Annotated in this window: 8 protein-coding genes; 5 read left to right on the top strand and 3 right to left on the bottom strand. The window is 62.9% G+C overall.

Annotation, left to right across the window (positions count from 1 at the left end):
- The first annotated feature begins 76 nt into the window (after nt 1-76).
- Genes ASG25_RS18360 through phnN form a run of 3 tightly spaced genes read left to right on the top strand, consistent with a single transcriptional unit; the run spans nt 77 to nt 2,513 of the window.
- Nucleotides 77-784, top strand: coding sequence for a DUF1045 domain-containing protein (locus ASG25_RS18360; protein ID WP_062477470.1), 708 nt, complete (start codon nt 77-79; stop codon nt 782-784).
- The gene (locus ASG25_RS18355) at nt 784-1,926 is read left to right on the top strand and encodes an alpha-D-ribose 1-methylphosphonate 5-triphosphate diphosphatase (RefSeq protein ID WP_062477467.1); all 1,143 of its coding nucleotides are present in this window, start codon (nt 784-786) and stop codon (nt 1,924-1,926) included. The genes ASG25_RS18360 and ASG25_RS18355 overlap by 1 nt, the downstream gene beginning before the upstream one ends.
- Nucleotides 1,923-2,513 (top strand): phosphonate metabolism protein/1,5-bisphosphokinase (PRPP-forming) PhnN, encoded by a 591-nt coding sequence (gene phnN / locus ASG25_RS18350; protein ID WP_062477465.1) that lies wholly within the window; start codon nt 1,923-1,925, stop codon nt 2,511-2,513. The genes ASG25_RS18355 and phnN overlap by 4 nt, the downstream gene beginning before the upstream one ends.
- Before the next feature lie 77 nt (nt 2,514-2,590).
- On the opposite strand, the gene ASG25_RS18345 is transcribed toward phnN, so the two are convergent.
- The 3 genes from ASG25_RS18345 to ASG25_RS18335 are packed head-to-tail and all read right to left on the bottom strand — an operon-like array spanning nt 2,591 to nt 6,991.
- Nucleotides 2,591-4,126: an aldehyde dehydrogenase family protein gene (locus ASG25_RS18345; protein WP_062477461.1), complete on the bottom strand. Its 1,536-nt coding sequence runs from the start codon at nt 4,124-4,126 to the stop codon at nt 2,591-2,593.
- Between the two features lie 22 nt (nt 4,127-4,148).
- Nucleotides 4,149-5,585, bottom strand: a complete 1,437-nt coding sequence (locus ASG25_RS18340; RefSeq protein ID WP_062477455.1) for an FAD-binding oxidoreductase — start codon at nt 5,583-5,585, stop codon at nt 4,149-4,151.
- Nucleotides 5,582-6,991 (bottom strand): VOC family protein, encoded by a 1,410-nt coding sequence (locus ASG25_RS18335; RefSeq protein ID WP_062477452.1) that lies wholly within the window; start codon nt 6,989-6,991, stop codon nt 5,582-5,584. Before ASG25_RS18335 ends, ASG25_RS18340 begins: the two co-directional genes overlap by 4 nt.
- Nucleotides 6,992-7,117: 126 nt before the next feature.
- Between ASG25_RS18335 and ASG25_RS18330 the strand changes: the two genes are divergently transcribed.
- Together ASG25_RS18330 and ASG25_RS18325 are read left to right on the top strand one after the other, a co-directional pair.
- Nucleotides 7,118-8,011: a LysR family transcriptional regulator gene (locus ASG25_RS18330; protein ID WP_062477449.1), complete on the top strand. Its 894-nt coding sequence runs from the start codon at nt 7,118-7,120 to the stop codon at nt 8,009-8,011.
- Nucleotides 8,012-8,505: 494 nt separating this feature from the next.
- Nucleotides 8,506-17,163: a glucoamylase family protein gene (locus ASG25_RS18325; protein WP_062477447.1), complete on the top strand. Its 8,658-nt coding sequence runs from the start codon at nt 8,506-8,508 to the stop codon at nt 17,161-17,163.
- Nucleotides 17,164-17,198: the final 35 nt, after the last annotated feature.

The following is a 17,198-nucleotide window of genomic DNA, read 5'->3' as shown; positions in this document are numbered from 1 at the left end:
GGATGATGTGGAACAGAAAGACGGCCACGGCTTTACCGGGATCCGCAGAGACCGTTGGCGACATAACGAGGATGCAATGCGCTACGCCCTTTATTACACGCCCCCAAAAGACGACGCTCTGACCCTGGCCGCAGCAGCATGGCTTTCGCGCGATGCCTTTCTCGACGGTCGCGTACCAACGCCGGACGTTTCTGGTTTCACCACGGAAGAGCTCGGCGCGCTGACCGCGGAACCGCGGCGCTACGGCTTTCATGCCACGCTGAAGGCACCTTTCGAGCTGGCCCCCGGCCGTACGGAGGCCGAACTGCTGGCCGCCCTGGACGAATTCTGCGCCGAGAGCGAACCCTTCGAAATACCGTCTCTGAGCTTGGGCGAACTCGGTCCCTTCTTTGCACTCGTCCCCGGTGCCGCTTCGGACGCACTTTCGAGCTTCGCCGCCGAGACCGTGCGGCGGTTCGAGCCCTTCCGAGCTGCCTTGTCTCCCGAGGACATGGAGCGCCGCAAGCCGGCTTCGCTGCCGCCGGCCGAGCGACAAAACCTGGAAACCTGGGGCTATCCCTATGTCTTCGAAGAATTCCGCTTTCACATGACCCTGACCGGCAAGGTTCCTGAGGATCGGCGCCCCGCCATGCGCGTCGCGCTGGAAGAGGCCTTTGCCGGCTTTCTCGGAAAGCCGCTACCGGTCAGCGCGCTTGCGCTTTTCGTCGAGCCGAAGCGCGGCAGCCCCTTTACCGTCCATTCGCTGATGCCGCTGGGCGATGCCGCGACCGAAGGAGAGAAATGATGGCCGTCGAGCAGGTCTTCACAAATGCCAGTATCGTCCTGCCGGACCAGATCGTGAAGGGGTCCGTCGTCGTGAGGGACGGGCAGATCGCCGACATCTCCGACGGTGCGGTTCAGACGGGCGAGGACTTCGAAGGGGATTACCTGATTCCCGGTCTCGTCGAACTGCATACCGACCACCTGGAAACACACTATTCCCCGCGCCCGGGCCTGCGCTGGATGAAGATGGCGGCGATCCAGGCACATGATGCACAGATCGTCACCTCCGGTATCACCACCGTTTTCGATTGTTTGCGGATGGGATCGGCCGAGGGGGACGATGGCTTTGCGACCGGCGAAATGCGGGCCATGGCCGATGCCTTGGCCGAGGCTGAGCGAGACAACCGGTTGCGCGCCGACCACCGCATCCATTTGCGCTGCGAGGTTTCGACCGACAACGTGCTCGACCAGTTCGATGCATTCCGTGACGATCCGAAGGTCGGCCTCGTTTCGTTGATGGACCATGCGCCGGGTCAGCGGCAGTTCCAGACGATGGATCAGTACATCTTCTACTACAAGACCAAACGTGGCCTCTCGGACGAAGCCTTCGCGATCTACGTCGAGAAGCAGCTGGCGCTGTCGGAGCGCAATTCTGCCCGCCATCGTATCGCCTTGGCAGAGCTCTGCGCAGCTCGGGGCATTCCGATCGCCAGCCACGACGACGCGACCGCCGCCCATGTCGGCGAATCGATCGACCTTGGCGTCAAGCTGGCGGAGTTCCCGACCAGCCTGGAGGCGGCCGACCTGTCGCATGAGGCCGGGCTGAGCGTTCTCATGGGCGCGCCGAACGTCGTTCGCGGCGGCTCGCATTCCGGTAATATCGCTGCGCGCGACCTGGCGGAGCGGGGCGTTCTTGATGTCCTCTCGTCGGACTATGTGCCCTTCAGCCTCATTCACGCTCCGTTCCTGCTCGCCGATGCGATCGAGGGCTTCGGGCTGGAAAAGGCCATTGCGCTCGTCAGCGACAATCCGGCCCGCACGGTCGGCCTTAAAGATCGGGGGCGTATCGCGATCGGCCGCCGTGCGGACCTCGTCCGCGTCGAACGCCCCCATGGCGTACCGATCGTCCGTTCGGTTTGGCGCAACGGTCGACGTGTCGCATGACGCCGGATCATCCGACAGGCGGCGCTGGCGCCATGATCGTCGTCGTCGGCCCAAGCGGCGCCGGCAAGGACAGCGTCATCGATTACGCCATGAGCCGGCTAAAGGCGAGATCGGCCGATATCGAACTGGTCCGTCGTGTGATCACGCGCGCACAAGATGCCGGCGGCGAAGATCACGAGGCGGTATCACCGGAGGAGTTTCAGGCCTGCGTCGAACAGGGTGGTTTTGCCGTCCACTGGGAGGCCCATGGCCTTCGCTATGGCATTCCCTCAGCCTGTCATGCCAAGCTTCAAACGGGACGGACACTCGTTGCCAACGGCAGTCGCGCGGTGCTCGAGACGTTTCGAGATGCGTTTCCGCGTGTGGCAGTCGTCAATATCGTGGCGTCGCCTGAGGTCATCGCCGCACGCCTGATCGCCCGCGCGCGGGAAAGCGAGGCCGAAATCCGCCAGCGACTTGCCCGCCAGGTGCCGGATATCGAGGGAGATCCGCATCTGACCACGATCGATAACAGCGGTCCGCTCGACGAGGCTGGCGAGCGGTTTGCGGCATTCGTGCTGTCCTTGGCAAAAGCCGAGGGCAGCTGAGAGCAAACCGAGAACGGCGATACGCTCTCGGTCTGCCTCATGCTCCGGAATGCGAGGCTCGATCGGGTACCCGGGTTTTACTCGATGTCGAACGACACGCCTTGGGCGAGCGGCAGCGCTTTCGAGTAGTTCACCGTGTTGGTCGCACGACGCATATAGGCTTTCCAGGCATCCGAACCGGACTCCCGCCCGCCGCCAGTTTCCTTTTCGCCGCCGAACGCGCCGCCGATCTCTGCACCCGACGTGCCGATATTGACGTTCGCAATACCGCAATCCGAACCGTCGGCTGACAGGAACCGCTCGGACTCCTGCAGGTCCCGGGTGAAGATCGATGAGGACAGGCCCGCAGCGACGGCATTGTGGGCCGCAATCGCGGCGTCGAAGTCGCTGTACTTCATGACGTAGAGGATTGGCGCGAAGGTTTCCTCGAGCACCGGTCCTGTCTGTTCGGGCATTTCGACCAGAGCCGGCTTGACGTAATAGGCGTCGGCATGGCCGAGATCCACACGCTCGCCGCCCGTTACGCTTCCGCCATGTGCTCTGGCGTCTTCCAGCGCCTTTTGCATGCCCTCATAGGCGGGGCGGTCAACCAGCGGACCGACGAGAGCGGTGCTCTCGAGCGGATTGCCGACGGACACGCTGCCATAGGCCTTTTTCAGCCGCGGCAGCAACGCGTCATAGACGCTTTCATGGACGAACAGGCGCCGCAATGTCGTGCAGCGCTGGCCGGCCGTGCCCATGGCGCCGAAAGCGATGGCACGCAGGGCCATGTCGAGATCCGCGGAGGGGCAGACGATGCCGCCATTGTTGCCGCCGAGTTCAAGAATGCCGCGAGCGAAGCGCTTGGCCAGCCGCGGGCCGACATCGCGGCCCATGCGGGTAGAACCGGTCGCGGAAACCAGCGGAACCTTGGGATGATCGACCAGGACTTCACCGATCTCGCGGTCGCCGATCAGCACGGACGACAGGCCGGACGGTGCGTCGTCGCCAAACCGCTTGATGGCCCTTTCGAGGACGGCCTGGCAGGCAAGCGCCGTCAGCGGCGTCTTTTCCGAGGGCTTCCAGACAACGGCATTGCCGCAGACGAAGGCGAGCGCCGCATTCCAGGCCCACACGGCGACCGGAAAGTTGAAGGCGGAGATCACGCCGATGACGCCGAGCGGATGCCAGGTTTCCATCATCCGGTGGCCGGGGCGCTCGGTGGCGATCGTCAAGCCGTAGAGCTGGCGCGAAAGGCCGACCGCGAAATCGCAGATGTCGATCATCTCCTGTACTTCGCCGAGACCCTCCGACGGGATCTTGCCGGCTTCGAGCGAGACGAGACGGCCAAGGTCGGCCTTGTGCGCACGGAGCTCCTCGCCGAGCAGGCGCACGAGCTCGCCGCGGCGCGGCGCGGGGATCAGGCGCCACGCCTTGAATGCGTCGTGCGCTGCGTCGATACGCGTCATGGCGTCGTCCGCAGAGATGGTCTTCAGGCGCGCAATCTCCTGGCCTGTCACCGGCGAGAAGGATGCCATGTTGCCTCCCGTGTGAAGGGCGGTATCGACGCCGAGAAGTCCGAGCAGGCGAGCGGTTTCTGCGACCACATCGAGCGGCTTATGGGCGATGTTCATGGTGTTGACTCCTGAAGGATGTTTAGCCGAAGCGGACGGTTCCGAGTCCGCCGGGCGACGTAAGGGGAAGAAGGCCGCAGGCCATGTCCTTAATCTTCTGCGGCGTATAGAGATCGTAATAATGCTGGTTCTTGCGACCGATGGCGTGTTCGGCGCTGAAGCTGCCGGCGAAATCCTCGACCGTTACGGAATAGACCCAGTCACGGAGGGCCGTTTCGAGCGAACCGTCGGAAAGCCCTTCGGCATCCCGCGGGAAGACAATGTTGAGGTGGACGCCGCCATCGCCGATATGTCCGAAGTCGCAGATCCGCGCCTGCGGAAAACGGGCGGGCATGTCATGCTTCATCCGCTCGCAGAACGTCATGATATCGCCGCGACGAAAGGCGACATCAAAGGCGATCAGACGGCCGGACTGCTTGACGCCTTCCGACAGAGCATGCCGCAGGGACCACATTTCCTGGGCCGGGCCGATGAAAGCGTCGGCAAGCGGCGCCGCGTCCGTTTCGAAGATCTCGGCAAGCACCGATTCGAGCATCTCGCCCAGCGGCTCCTCGCTTTCGCGCATGGGCCAGGTCCGGCTGACTTCGGCGAGGATCACGTAATCGGGAATCTCGCCGTTCTGGAACGGATTGCGCAGCGACGGCACATGATCGAGCGCTGCTGAAATGGCGTTTCGCGACATGCCTTCGAAGGCGGACAAGGTGGTGCCGAGCCTCTCCTCCATCATTCGCAGGAGCGGCATCACCGCCTCGGGTCCTGCCGGGACCAGATAGGCCGTCGCGGTCTGCAACGGCAGGCGTTCAAGATTGAGCACGCAGCGGGTCACGACGCCGAACACACCGGACGTACCGATGAAGAGCTGCTTCCAGTCCACGCCGGTATTGTTCTTGCGCAGCGCCTGCCCGAATTCGAGAATGGTCCCTTCGGCATCGGCCAGAACGACGGTCAATCCTAGCACATTGCGCCGGACGTCCCCATATTTCAGGAAACGGCTGCCACCCGTATTCGTGGCGATCATGCCGCCAAGACGCGGGTCGGCGCCAAGGTCGATCGGAAAGAACAGACCGGCCGTCTCCAGCCGGCGGTTGACCTCCGAGAGCAGCAGGCCGGCATCGACGTCAAGGGAGCGATTGTCCGGATCGAGCACAAAGTGCCCGGTCATCCGGTCGAGGCTGAGCACCACCTGCCCGCCCGCCCCATCCGGCGTCGAACCGGAGACAAGCCCCGTATTGCCCGACTGCGGCACGACCGGAAGGCCATGTCGCACGCAATAGGAAAGCACGGCGGAAACCTCTTCCGTCGTTCGCGGCCGAACGACGGCCAGCGCGCGGCCCGCGTCGTAGCGCGCACCGGTTTCGTAGGCCGCCATGTCTCCGGCGTCCGACACGAAGCCGCGCTCGCCCACCAGCGCCGTCAGCGCATGGGCGTGCTCATCGGCGATGACAGCGCGAACGGTCACTCGGCAGCCTCGGGACGCAAGAGGGTGCTGTGCTTGGCACCAGACAGGCAGGCTGCGATGGACGCCGCTTCAATCTCGGCATAATGATCGAATTCGTTCAGCACGACCTGGCCGAGATCCGCCTCGAACTGCTGCTGGCTGGGGCTTGCGGAGAAATCCTGCGCGGCGGCATCGCCAAGGTTGGACTGGAAGATTCCGGCCGCACTCACCGGCAGGAAGTCTTCGTAGACGATAGGGTCGAACCGGACGAGCCCACGCGCAAGAAGCGCGTCGAGATCGCCGGAGAGATCCGCACCCCGGCCTGCATCGGTCAGGCTGTACGTGAAATATCCGAGACCTGCCTTTTGGATACCGTCCCACGTATCGGGAAAATCCTTGAAGGCATCCGCCAGCGCCTGCTCGTAGGCGGCAGCATTCGAACCGTCCGCGGCCGGACGCACATGTTTGCGCGATCGCTCAAGCAGAGTGTCGTACAGGGCTCGTCCCTTCGGCGTCAGCGCGATGCCACGCTGCTCGATCTCGCCAAAACGGGCGGTATGCGAGCCGGCAACCCAGGCACCGGTCTCGTCCTGGAAAGAGACCGGCTCGTCCAGGGCCTTAAAGGATGTCTGCCGGAGAAGGATCGGGCAGGCGCGCGTCGGCGGACCTTCGATGACGGCTTTGGGCGCGATTCCTTTTTGCGGCATGCGGGCCTGCACCGCATCGATATCAAGCGTCCGCGGCGTCAGATGGTTGATGTGCGGCCCCTTGAACGAGACAACGTCAGCAATCAGACGGTGCGCGTCATGCAAGCGCTTGTAGAGCTCGGCATGAACGATCGCCTTGTCGTGCCAGCGGAACGTCTCGATGACCGCTTCGACAAAGGCGGCAGCGTCTTTGACGTCGAGCCCACCCTCGGCCTCCGCCTTTTCCGTAAGCGCGATGGCACGCGGCGTGAAGATCTGGCGGCTTGCCAGCACACGCTCGGCTTCGGCGCGCAGATCGGCGTCGTCGATCAGGTCGAGCCGGAGCAGCGATGTGAAGACGCGAAATGGATTGCGGCTGAGGGCTCCGGCCCCGACCGGACGAAATGCCGTGGAATGAACGGGAACGCCGGCTGTACTGAGGTCGTAATAGCCGACCGGGAACATGCCCATGACGGCAAAAACGCGGCGCATCATCGACAATTCCGAAGGCGTCCCCAGCCGAATGGCGCCATGGCGCTCCTCGGAAATCCGGTCCAGCGCATCGATCTCGGCAAGCCGCTCGGCAAAATCCGGGTCGCGGGAGAGGACCTCACCGTTCACCTCGGCGACGAGGTCCATCAGCGTTCCATAGGCAGGCACTTCCGTCCGATACATGGCCGACATGGCGGCCGAAAAGGCAGAGCGAATGTCGTCGTTGGGAACGAAGGTCTTCTCGGTCATGGCAGCTTGCCTCACGATATGGCGTCACGATAGAATGCGTCGCGCTGATCATTCTGGTTTCGTATGATACTACCCCGAAATGTGCTTTGATTGCGACGGTTTTGACTATGATCATGCGGGGGCGGAATGAAGTTGAGCCGACGACTGGTGCCCGACATCGCCACGCTGCAGGCGTTCGAATGCGCCGCGCGCCATGGCAGCTTTACGCAGGCCGCCGCAGAACTCAACCTCACCCAGAGCGCCGTCAGCCGTCAGATCAAGGATCTTGAAGGCCAGCTCGGGGTCCTCCTCTTCGAACGGATTCGCCAGCGCGTCGTCCTTTCGGATGCAGGGCAGACGTTTCTGCCCGAAGTTCGGCGGCTGCTGCGCCAGTCGGAAGAGCTGATGGTGCGCGCCATGGGCGCGGCACGATCCGACAATGCCCTGTCGATCGCGACGCTGCCGACATTCGGAAGCCGGTGGCTCACGCCCCGCCTTTCCGACTTTCTGCGCCTTCATCCCGATACGATCCTGAACATCGCGGCACGATCCCAGCCATTCGATTTCGGCGAGGAGAACTTCGACCTAGCCATCCATTACGGACAACCCGTCTGGGCGCATGCGATCTGCCACTATCTCTGCAGCGAAGTCATCGTGCCCGTGGCAAGCGCCGCGCTTCTTGCGCAGAATCCGGCCGGCGAACCGATTGATCTCGACGGCGCGCCCCTGCTGCATCTCGCGACACGACCGAAAATGTGGGCGGAATGGTTCGAGGCAACCGGAACGACGGCGCGCAGTGCCTATCGCGGCAGTCGCTTCGACCAATTCGCCATGGTGATCGAAGCCGCCATTGCCGGCCTCGGCTTTGCGCTTCTGCCGCACTATTTGGTCGAGCACGAACTGGCGACCGGACGTCTCGTTGTCGTCTTTGACCGACCGATGAAGACCGAGAACAGTTATTACCTTGTTGTTCCCGAAGGAAAGATGGAAAACGAAGCAAGTCTTGCCTTTCGAGACTGGATCATGGGACAGGTGACCTGATGGAGCGCGTCTGGATCCGATCATGAGCCGGCAGGTGGAACAAACGGGTCGCTGCTGCGTTTCGACGCCGAAAGAACTGCCATGCTTTCGCTTCGAGCCCAGGAGGTGGCGGTCATCGAATTTCATTTGAAAAAATCGTCGACCGCGCCGTTTCCGTTTTGGGGTGCTCCTCTTTGTCAGGGTGGGGTGAAGCGGCGCTTTACCTTGCAAGCGCACGGGCATACCGCTAGAAAACAAAGCCTTAAATTCAATTTCCGCACATTCGATCGGGCCTATGCTGATCGGATGCGGGGATCGTCTCTGCAAACCTTGTCCCGCAGATCGGCGTTCCGGGTGGTGCGCGTTCCAAAGCCGGTACCATCCGGCGGCGGTCGATGGCAACCGATGCCGGCGCCGTGAAAGCGCCCGAATGAGAGGCCACGCCTCACGCCGACCGACTGCGCCTTGTGCAGTCGCCCTATCTTAACTCAACGGTTGGATCCAGAACCCTCTCCATGGCCCTGCAAGACACACACACGACCCCGCCGCGCGAAGCCCAGCCCGCCCTTCTCGACACCAATGATTCGATCCGTTCGACATATCTGACGAATGACGAACTTCGGGCCGCAGGGGCAGCCTTGGCACGGGAGGGCGCCGCGAGCCTGCCGAGCTTCTTCCCGTTCGAATTTCACCAGCGTCATCGCGAAAACGAAGGCGAGATTTTCCGGGTCTACAAGATCACGGCCGCCGACGTGGAAGCCGGGGCCACCATTACGCCGGCGGCGGAATGGCTGCTCGATAACCATTATGTCGTGGAAGAAGCGATCCAGGAGGTACGGCGCGACTTTCCTCGCAAATTTTATCGCCAACTGCCGACCATACCCGTTGCAGGCACCTCTCTTCCCCGCACCATGGCCTTGGCCTGGCTTTATACGGCTCATACGCATTCGACGGTATCGCGCGAAAGCCTGACCGCCATGGTCGAGGGCTTTCATGAGCATGCGACCTTCAAGATCGGGGAGCTCTGGGCCCTCCCCTCCATCCTGCGCTTCATCCTGATCGAGAACTTGCGTCGCATTGCCATCCGTGTCGAGCGCTCGCGCGCCATGCGCAACAAGGCAAACGACGTCGCCGACCAGATCGTTCGCCTGAGCGATCCGGAGAAAGCCGCGACGTTTCTGAAAGATTATGAAAATCTGGCCGTCGACAACTCCTTTGTCGCTCAGCTTCTCTACCGCTTGCGCGACGGATCGCAGAGCGGCCGCGTCGTCATCGCCTGGCTCGAGGAACAGCTCGAAAAGCGCGGCAGCGATGTCGAGTCAGCACTGGTCGCCGAACAGAACCGCCTGTCGTCCGGCAATGCGACGATGAGCAATATCATCCGGTCGCTGCGCGAAATCGATGACAATGACTGGGCTGTTTGGTTCGAAAGCGTCAGCAAGCTTGATGCCGAATTGCGCACGCATTCCGACTACATGTCGCTCGATTTCGGCTCTCGCAACAAGTACCGCACGACAATCGAACGACTGGCCAAGCGCTCTGGGCTGACCGAACTGGAGGTCACCCAGCGCGCGATCGCAATGGCGGCCAACGGCGCCGTCGGCGGAGCAACCGGCGGAGTAGCTGGTGGGCCAGTCGGCGGGCACGCTGCGACAGCTGTTGGCGAAACGAATGTCGTGCCGATCCGCGCGGCGTCAGACGCTGTGGCTCCGGGAAACACGATAGAAGGCGAGGCGGGCACGGAGCCTGTTGCGGGCGATGCCGATCTCCCGGTCCATGCCAGCAACGTCGGCGATTTCCTGGTCGGAAACCGGACGGATGCCTTCGAGGAGGTGATCGGCTACCGGCCGACGCTCGTCCAATCGATCGTGCGCATCGCACGCCGCATGGGTTGGCTCGCCATCGCCCTGCCCAACATCCTTCTGACGATTCTTGCCATCGTGCTCGTCTATGACTTCATCAGCCCGATGGACATGCCGACCGGCGCAAAGCTGATCATCCTGCTTCTTTTCGCCCTCCCCGCATCGGAGGGCGCCGCCGGACTGTTCAACACGGTGGTGACGTTCTTCCTGACACCGTCGCGACTTGTCGGATACGAGTTCCTCTCCGGCGTTCCCGAGGATGCGCGCACGCTCGTCGTGGTCCCCTGCCTGATCTCCAAGCGTGATCACGTCGACGAACTGGTACGCAATATCGAGGTCCACTACCTCGCCAATCCCAAGGGCGAAATCTATTTCGCGCTGGTCAGCGACTGGGCCGACAGTCAGACGGAGGAGACGGCCGCAGACCTCGACGTCCTGGAATATGCCAAGGGCGAAATCGCGACGCTTTCCAAGCGCTACGCGCATGACGGCCGCACCCGCTTTTATCTGCTCCACCGCCGCCGCCTCTACAACGAGGGCGAGGGCGCTTGGATGGGCTGGGAGCGCAAGCGCGGCAAGCTGCACGAACTCAACCTTCTCCTGCGCGGCGACCGCGATACGACCTTCATCGCCGGTGCCGACAAGGTGCCCGAGAACGTCCAGTATGTCATGACGCTCGACAGCGATACGCGCCTGATGCGCGACGCCGTCACCAAGCTCGTCGGCAAGCTCTACCATCCCATCAACCGGCCGGTGATCGACGCCAAGAACCAGAAGATCCTGTCGGGCTACTCGATCCTGCAGCCGCGCGTGACCCCGTCACTGACGACCGGCAGCGAAGCCTCGTCCTTCCAGCGCATCTTCTCGGCCAATCGCGGCATCGACCCCTATGTGTTCACGGTCTCTGACGTCTATCAGGACATCGTTTCGGAAGGCACGTTCACCGGCAAGGGCCTCTACCACGTCGATGCCTTCGAGGCGGCGATCAAGGGGCGTATCGACGAGAACGCGGTTCTCAGCCACGACCTTCTCGAAGGATCGTTTGCACGCTGTGCGCTGGTGACGGATGTCGAACTCGTCGAGGATTTCCCGACCCGCTACGAAGTCGAGACGTCACGTCAGCATCGCTGGGCCCGTGGTGACTGGCAGCTCCTTCCCTACATCGTTAGCCCGTCGAACGGACTGTCCATGCTTGGCCGCTGGAAGATGTACGACAATTTGCGCCGCTCGCTGATCCCCGTTGCCTGGCTGATCGCGTCCGTGCTCGGCTGGTACTACATGGAGCCGACGGAAGCCCTGATCTGGCAGGTCGTGTTGATCTTCTCGCTCTTCGTCGCCCCCACGCTTTCGCTGATCTCCGGCCTCATGCCGCGACGGAATGATATCGTCGCACGCGCGCATTTCCACGCGGTGCTGTCCGAAATCAGCGCCGCCAATGCCCAAGTTGCCCTGCGCATCGTTTTCATCGCGCACTCCGCCGGCATGATGGCAGATGCGATCGTGCGCGCCGTCTACCGGACCTTCGTCAGCGGCAAGTTGATGCTGGAATGGCGCACCGCGGCACAGGTCCAGAGCACGGCGACCGGTTCCGTGCTCGACTATTACCGTGCCATGTGGATCGCGCCTGTGATCGCGGTCGTATCCCTGGGTCTGGCTGCCGTTTCCGCCACTGGCCTGCCCTTTATCGGCATTCCCTTCGCTGTTCTCTGGGCGCTGTCCCCGGCCATTGCATGGCTCGTCAGCCAATCGGCCGAAACCGAGGACCAGCTCGACGTTTCCGATGACGTGAAAGCCGAATTCCGCAAGATCGCGCGTCGCACCTGGCGCTTTTACGAGGATTTCGTAACCGCCGAGCAGCACTTCCTGCCGCCGGACAATTTCCAGGAGATTCCCCATCCCATCCTGGCGGAGCGGACGTCGCCGACCAATATCGGCGTCTACCTGTTGTCGGTGATGTCGGCGCGCGACTTCGGCTGGATCGGTTTCGAGGAGACCATCCGCCGGCTCGAGGAAACCATCGCAACCGTGGATGGCTTGCCGAAGTATCGCGGCCACCTGTTCAACTGGTACACGACCAACCGACTGGAAACGATGGAGCCGAAATACATCTCGGCGGTCGATAGCGGCAACCTTGCCGGCCACCTTGTTGCCGTCTCTTCCATGTGCCGCGAATGGGCGGAAGCCCCTTCGGCCCATGTGCAGGGTAGCCTCGACGGTATCGGCGATGTGGTTTCGATCCTGGCGGAAATGCTGGCCGCCCTGCCGGACGACCGAAAGACAGTCCGTCCGCTGCGCCGCCGCATCGAGGAACGCCTGATCGGCTTCCAGAGCGCGTTGCAGGCGGTCAAGCGCGAGCATGAGTTTGCGTCGATCCGCGTCATCAATCTGTCGGTTCTCGCCCGCGATATCCAGAAGCTGTCGCTGAACCTCGACCATGAGGTCAAGAGCGGCGCAAGCGGCGAAGTCGTCAAATGGGCAAGCCTCCTCGTTCAGACCTGCGAAGCGCATATCGCCGACAGCGTCTTCGACCTCGGCGCCATAGACGCCTTGCGCCAGCGCCTCATCGTGCTGCGCGACCGCAGCCGCGATATCGCCTTCTCGATGGACTTCACGTTCCTGTTCCGCAAGGAACGGCGCCTGCTCTCGATCGGCTATCGCGTCAACAGCGGCGAGCTCGACGAAGCCTGCTACGACCTTCTGGCTTCGGAATGCCGCTTGACCAGCCTGTTCGCGATCGCCAAGGGCGATCTTCCGACGGAGCACTGGTACAAGCTCGGACGGCCGGTCGTCCCGATCGGCGCGCGCGGCGCGCTCGTTTCCTGGTCCGGCTCGATGTTCGAATATCTGATGCCGCCGCTCGTGATGCAGGAGCGTCAAGGCGGCATCCTCAACCAGACGAACAATCTGATCGTGCGCGAACAGATGAACCACGGTCGTCGCCTCGGCACACCCTGGGGCATTTCGGAAGCGGCGTTCAATGCCCGCGACCATGAGCTGACCTATCAGTACACCAACTTCGGTGTGCCCTCGCTCGGCTTGAAGCGCGGCCTCGGTCAGAACGCCGTCATTGCACCCTACGCCTCGATCCTTGCAAGCATGTACGATCCCAAGGCCGCACTCTCCAACCTCGACCGTCTGCGCGGCTTCGGCGCCCTGGGGATGTACGGCTTCTACGACTCGGTCGATTTTACGCCGACCCGGGTTCCCGAGGGCAAGACCTGCGCGGTCGTGCGCAACTACTATGCCCACCACCATGGCATGTCGATCGCAGCCGTCGCCAATGTGGTCTTCAATGGCCGCCTGCGCGAGTGGTTCCACGCCGATCCCGTCATCGAAGCCGCAGAACTCCTGCTGCAGGAGAAGGCGCCGCGAGACATTCCGATCATGAATGCCAAGCGCGAGCCTGAAGCATTGGGCAAGGGGCAGGAAGACCTCCTCCGTCCCGAGGTCCGCGTGGTCACCAATCCGATCGCCAAGGACCGCGAGACCGTGTTCCTGTCGAACGGTCATTATGCGATCATGCTGACCGCGGTCGGCTCCGGCTATTCTCGTTGGAACGGCCAGAGTGTCGTTCGCTGGAAGCCGGACCCGGTCGAGGACCGGACCGGAACGTTCATCTTCCTGCGCGACACCACGACAGGCGAATGGTGGTCGGCGACCGCCGAGCCGCGTCGTGCGGAAGGCGAGAAGGCGACGACCCGGTTCGGCGACGACAAGGCCGAGTTCATCAAGATCGTCGGCGATCTCACCAGCGAAGTCGAGGTCATCGTCGCGACCGAGCACGACGCTGAAGGCCGACGCGTCACGCTCGTCAACACCGGCTCGGAGGACCGCTTCATCGAAGTGACCTCCTACGCCGAACCGGTCCTGACGACGGACGACACCGACAACGCCCATCCGCTGTTTGCCAAGATGTTCCTGAAAACGGAAATCGATGCGCGCGGCGATCTCATCCGCGTGACGCGCAACAAGCGCACGCCGAGCGAGCCCGACATGCAGGTCGCACACCTGATCGTCGACAATGCCGGCATTGACCGATTGACTGAGGTGGAAACCGACCGCCGTCGCTTCATCGGCGAAGGCCGTACGCTGGCGGAGGCTCGCGCTTTCGACGGCGACGGCGGCCTCTCTGGCACATCGGGATTCACCCTCGATCCCGTGATGTCGCTGCGCCGCACCGTCCGCGTCCCCGCGGGCAAGAAGGTCAGCGTCATCTTCTGGACGATCGCGGCACCGAACAGGTCCGATATCGACCGCGCCGTCGAGCGGTATCGCCACCCCGACAGTTTCAGCCATGAGATGATCCATGCGTGGACGCGAAGCCAGGTACAGATGCGCCATGTCGGCGTGACATCGCAGGAGGCCGCAAGCTTCCAGATCCTGGGCCGATACCTCATCTATCCCGACATGCAGCTGCGCGCGGACACGGCAGCCGTCCGTGCCGGTCTCGGGCCGCAATCGGCCCTGTGGCCCCTCTCGATTTCCGGCGACTTTCCGATCTTCACCGTCCGCATCAACGATGATGTGGACATGGGGATCGCGCGTGAGGCCCTGCGTGCGCAGGAATACATGCGTGCCCGCGGCGTCACTGCGGATCTGGTGATCATCAACGAACGTGCCGCCTCCTATGCTCAGGACATGCAGCACGCGATCGACAGCATGTGCGAGAACTTGCGCCTGCGCAGCCAGTCCGATGGCGCCCGTCAGCACGTCTTCGCCGTTCGCCGCGACATCATGGAAGCCGAGACTTGGGCAGCCTTGCTGTCGGCCTCCCGCGCTGTCTTCCACGCCCGTAACGGCAAGATCTCCGATCAGATGGCCCGTGCCGAAGCGCTCTATTCGACGCCGAGCATCAAGAAGGACAAGCCGGCCGTGGGTAGCGTGCCGCTTCTGGCCGCACCGCCCGCGACGGACGCGGCGCCCGCCGCGATTTCCGGCGACGGCCTCGACTTCTGGAACGGCTATGGCGGGTTCTCCCCCGATGGTCGCGAATACGTCACGCGTCTGCGAGGCGGAGAAGCGACGCCGCATCCGTGGATCAATGTCATCTCCAACGACATTTTTGGCTTCCATGTCTCCGCCGAAGGTTCGGCCTTTACCTGGAGCCGCAATTCACGCGACTACCAGCTGACGTCCTGGACCAACGATCCCATCGGTAACCGTCCTGGTGAAGCCATCTTCATCAAGGACATGACCAGTGGCTCGGTTGTCACACCCTATGGTGCGCTCTCGCGCCGCAAGGACGTGACCTTCGAGACCCGCCATGGTCTCGGTATCTCGACCTTCTCGAGCGTCCAGGATGGTCTGACGGTGGAAGCCACGCAGACAGTGCATCGCACTCTGCCCGTCAAGTACACCCGCCTGCGCCTGACCAACGGCGCCGGCGAAGCCCGTCGCCTGCGCCTCTACGGCTATGTCGAATGGGTTCTCGGCAACAACCGGGCCCGGACCGCACCGTTCGTCGTCAGCCATTACGACGAGGTTGCGGAGATGATGTCGGCGACCAATCCCTACAGCATCGACTACGCCGGGCGGACGGCCTACCTTGCGCTCAGCGAGACGCCGACCAGCTTCACCGCAAGCCGTCGCGAGTTCCTCGGGCGCACGGGAGGCATCCTTGCTCCGCAGGCCGTGATCGACGGCGCCATGCTGGCCGGCAGCTCCGACATCGATGGCGATGCCTGCGCGGCGCTCTCCCTCGACATCACGCTGAAGCCTGGCGAAACGCGCGACCTCGTCCTCTACATGGGCGATAGTGACAACCGGGCGCAGGCTCTCGAGCATCTGGAAGCCGCCAAGGCTGACACGTTCGAAGCGGTCCTCGAGGCATCGACTGCGTTCTGGGAAGACTTCACGGGTGTCGTGGAGATCGAAACGCCCGACAAGGCATTTAACAACCTTGTCAATCGCTGGCTTCCCTATCAGAGTCTCGGCTGCCGGATCCTCGCTCGCTCGGCCTTCTATCAGGCAAGCGGTGCCTTCGGCTTCCGCGACCAGTTGCAGGATACCCTCGCCTTCATCGTGCACCGGCCGGATCTCGCCCGGACGCAGATCTTGAACGCAGCTGCCCGCCAGTTTGCGGAGGGTGATGTCCTCCATTGGTGGCTACCCGGCTCAGGCGCCGGCGTCCGCACGCTGATCTCGGACGACGTCGTCTGGCTTGGCCATGCCACACAGCATTACTGCGAGGTGACCGGTACAAGCGATATTCTCGACGAAACCATCCCTTTCATCGAAGGGGCAGCGCTCGAGCCAGGTCAGCATGACAGCTTCTTCCAGCCGAAGGTCTCGGAAACCACCGCAAGCCTTTACGAGCACTGCGCCAGGGCCCTGGACCTCGCCATCAAGCGCACAGGCGAGAACGGTCTTCCGCTCATCCTCGGAGGGGATTGGAACGACGGTATGAACCGCGTCGGCATCGAGGGTCGCGGCACCAGCGTTTGGCTCGGCTGGTTCCTCGCCGCCACCCTGCGCGACTTCACGGCCATCGCGCAGACACGCAACGACAACGCCCGCGTCACGGCTTGGACCGCACATCTCGACCGTTTGAAGCAGGCGCTGGAAACGGCCGGATGGGACGGCACGCATTACCGCCGTGGTTACTATGACGACGGTACGCCGCTCGGCTCGGCCACGTCGGACGAATGCCGGATCGACTCGATTGCCCAGTCCTGGAGCGTGCTTTCGGGCGAAGGAAATCCGGAGCGCGCGACCCAGGCTATGGATGCAGTCCTTGCCGAACTTGCGGACGACGAACATCGCCTGATCCGTCTGTTCACGCCGCCGCTGTCCGGCACGGAGCAGGATCCGGGCTACATCAAGGCCTATCCGCCCGGTGTTCGCGAAAACGGTGGGCAGTACACCCATGCCGCGACGTGGGTGGTGCTGGCGCTTGCGCGCCTTAAAAGAGGCGACGACGCCTGGAAAGCCTTCCAGATGCTGAACCCGGTGACCCACGCACTGACCCGGGAAGACGCCGATGTCTACCGCGTCGAGCCCTATGTCGTGGCAGCCGACGTTTACGGTCACGGGGACCTGACCGGTCGCGGCGGATGGACCTGGTATACCGGTTCGGCTGCGTGGCTCTATCGTGTGGCGGTGGAAGGCATCCTCGGCCTTCGCAAGGAAGGCGATCGCCTGATCGTTGACCCTGCCCTTCCCTCGGATTGGCCAGGCTTCAAGGCTCGGTTGACGATCGACGGCAAGGTCCACGAGGTTGCTGTGGCAAGAAGCCAGAATGATAGTGGTGCGTTTGAGGTTACGGTTGATACGACTGTCACAAAAAACGCGCATGATGGCGTTTTGCTCTAGCCATTCAAGGTAAGCCGGCCCTGGCGGAACCAAGG

Source organism: Rhizobium sp. Leaf384 (genome assembly GCF_001424065.1).
Classification (GTDB): Bacteria; Pseudomonadota; Alphaproteobacteria; order Rhizobiales; family Rhizobiaceae; genus Ferranicluibacter.
The sequence above is the reverse complement of the archived record's forward strand: the minus strand, read 5'-3'. Positions and strand labels throughout refer to the sequence as shown.

What these genes read in the sequence shown, in the direction of transcription:
- ASG25_RS18360 (WP_062477470.1), top strand. Translation starts at nt 77, where the DNA reads ATGCGCTACGCCCTTTATTACACGCCCCCAAAAGACGACGCTCTGACC.
- ASG25_RS18355 (WP_062477467.1), top strand. Translation starts at nt 784, where the DNA reads ATGGCCGTCGAGCAGGTCTTCACAAATGCCAGTATCGTCCTGCCGGAC.
- phnN (WP_062477465.1), top strand. Translation starts at nt 1,923, where the DNA reads ATGACGCCGGATCATCCGACAGGCGGCGCTGGCGCCATGATCGTCGTC.
- ASG25_RS18345 (WP_062477461.1), bottom strand. Translation starts at nt 4,126, where the DNA reads ATGAACATCGCCCATAAGCCGCTCGATGTGGTCGCAGAAACCGCTCGC.
- ASG25_RS18335 (WP_062477452.1), bottom strand. Translation starts at nt 6,991, where the DNA reads ATGACCGAGAAGACCTTCGTTCCCAACGACGACATTCGCTCTGCCTTT.
- ASG25_RS18330 (WP_062477449.1), top strand. Translation starts at nt 7,118, where the DNA reads ATGAAGTTGAGCCGACGACTGGTGCCCGACATCGCCACGCTGCAGGCG.
- ASG25_RS18325 (WP_062477447.1), top strand. Translation starts at nt 8,506, where the DNA reads ATGGCCCTGCAAGACACACACACGACCCCGCCGCGCGAAGCCCAGCCC.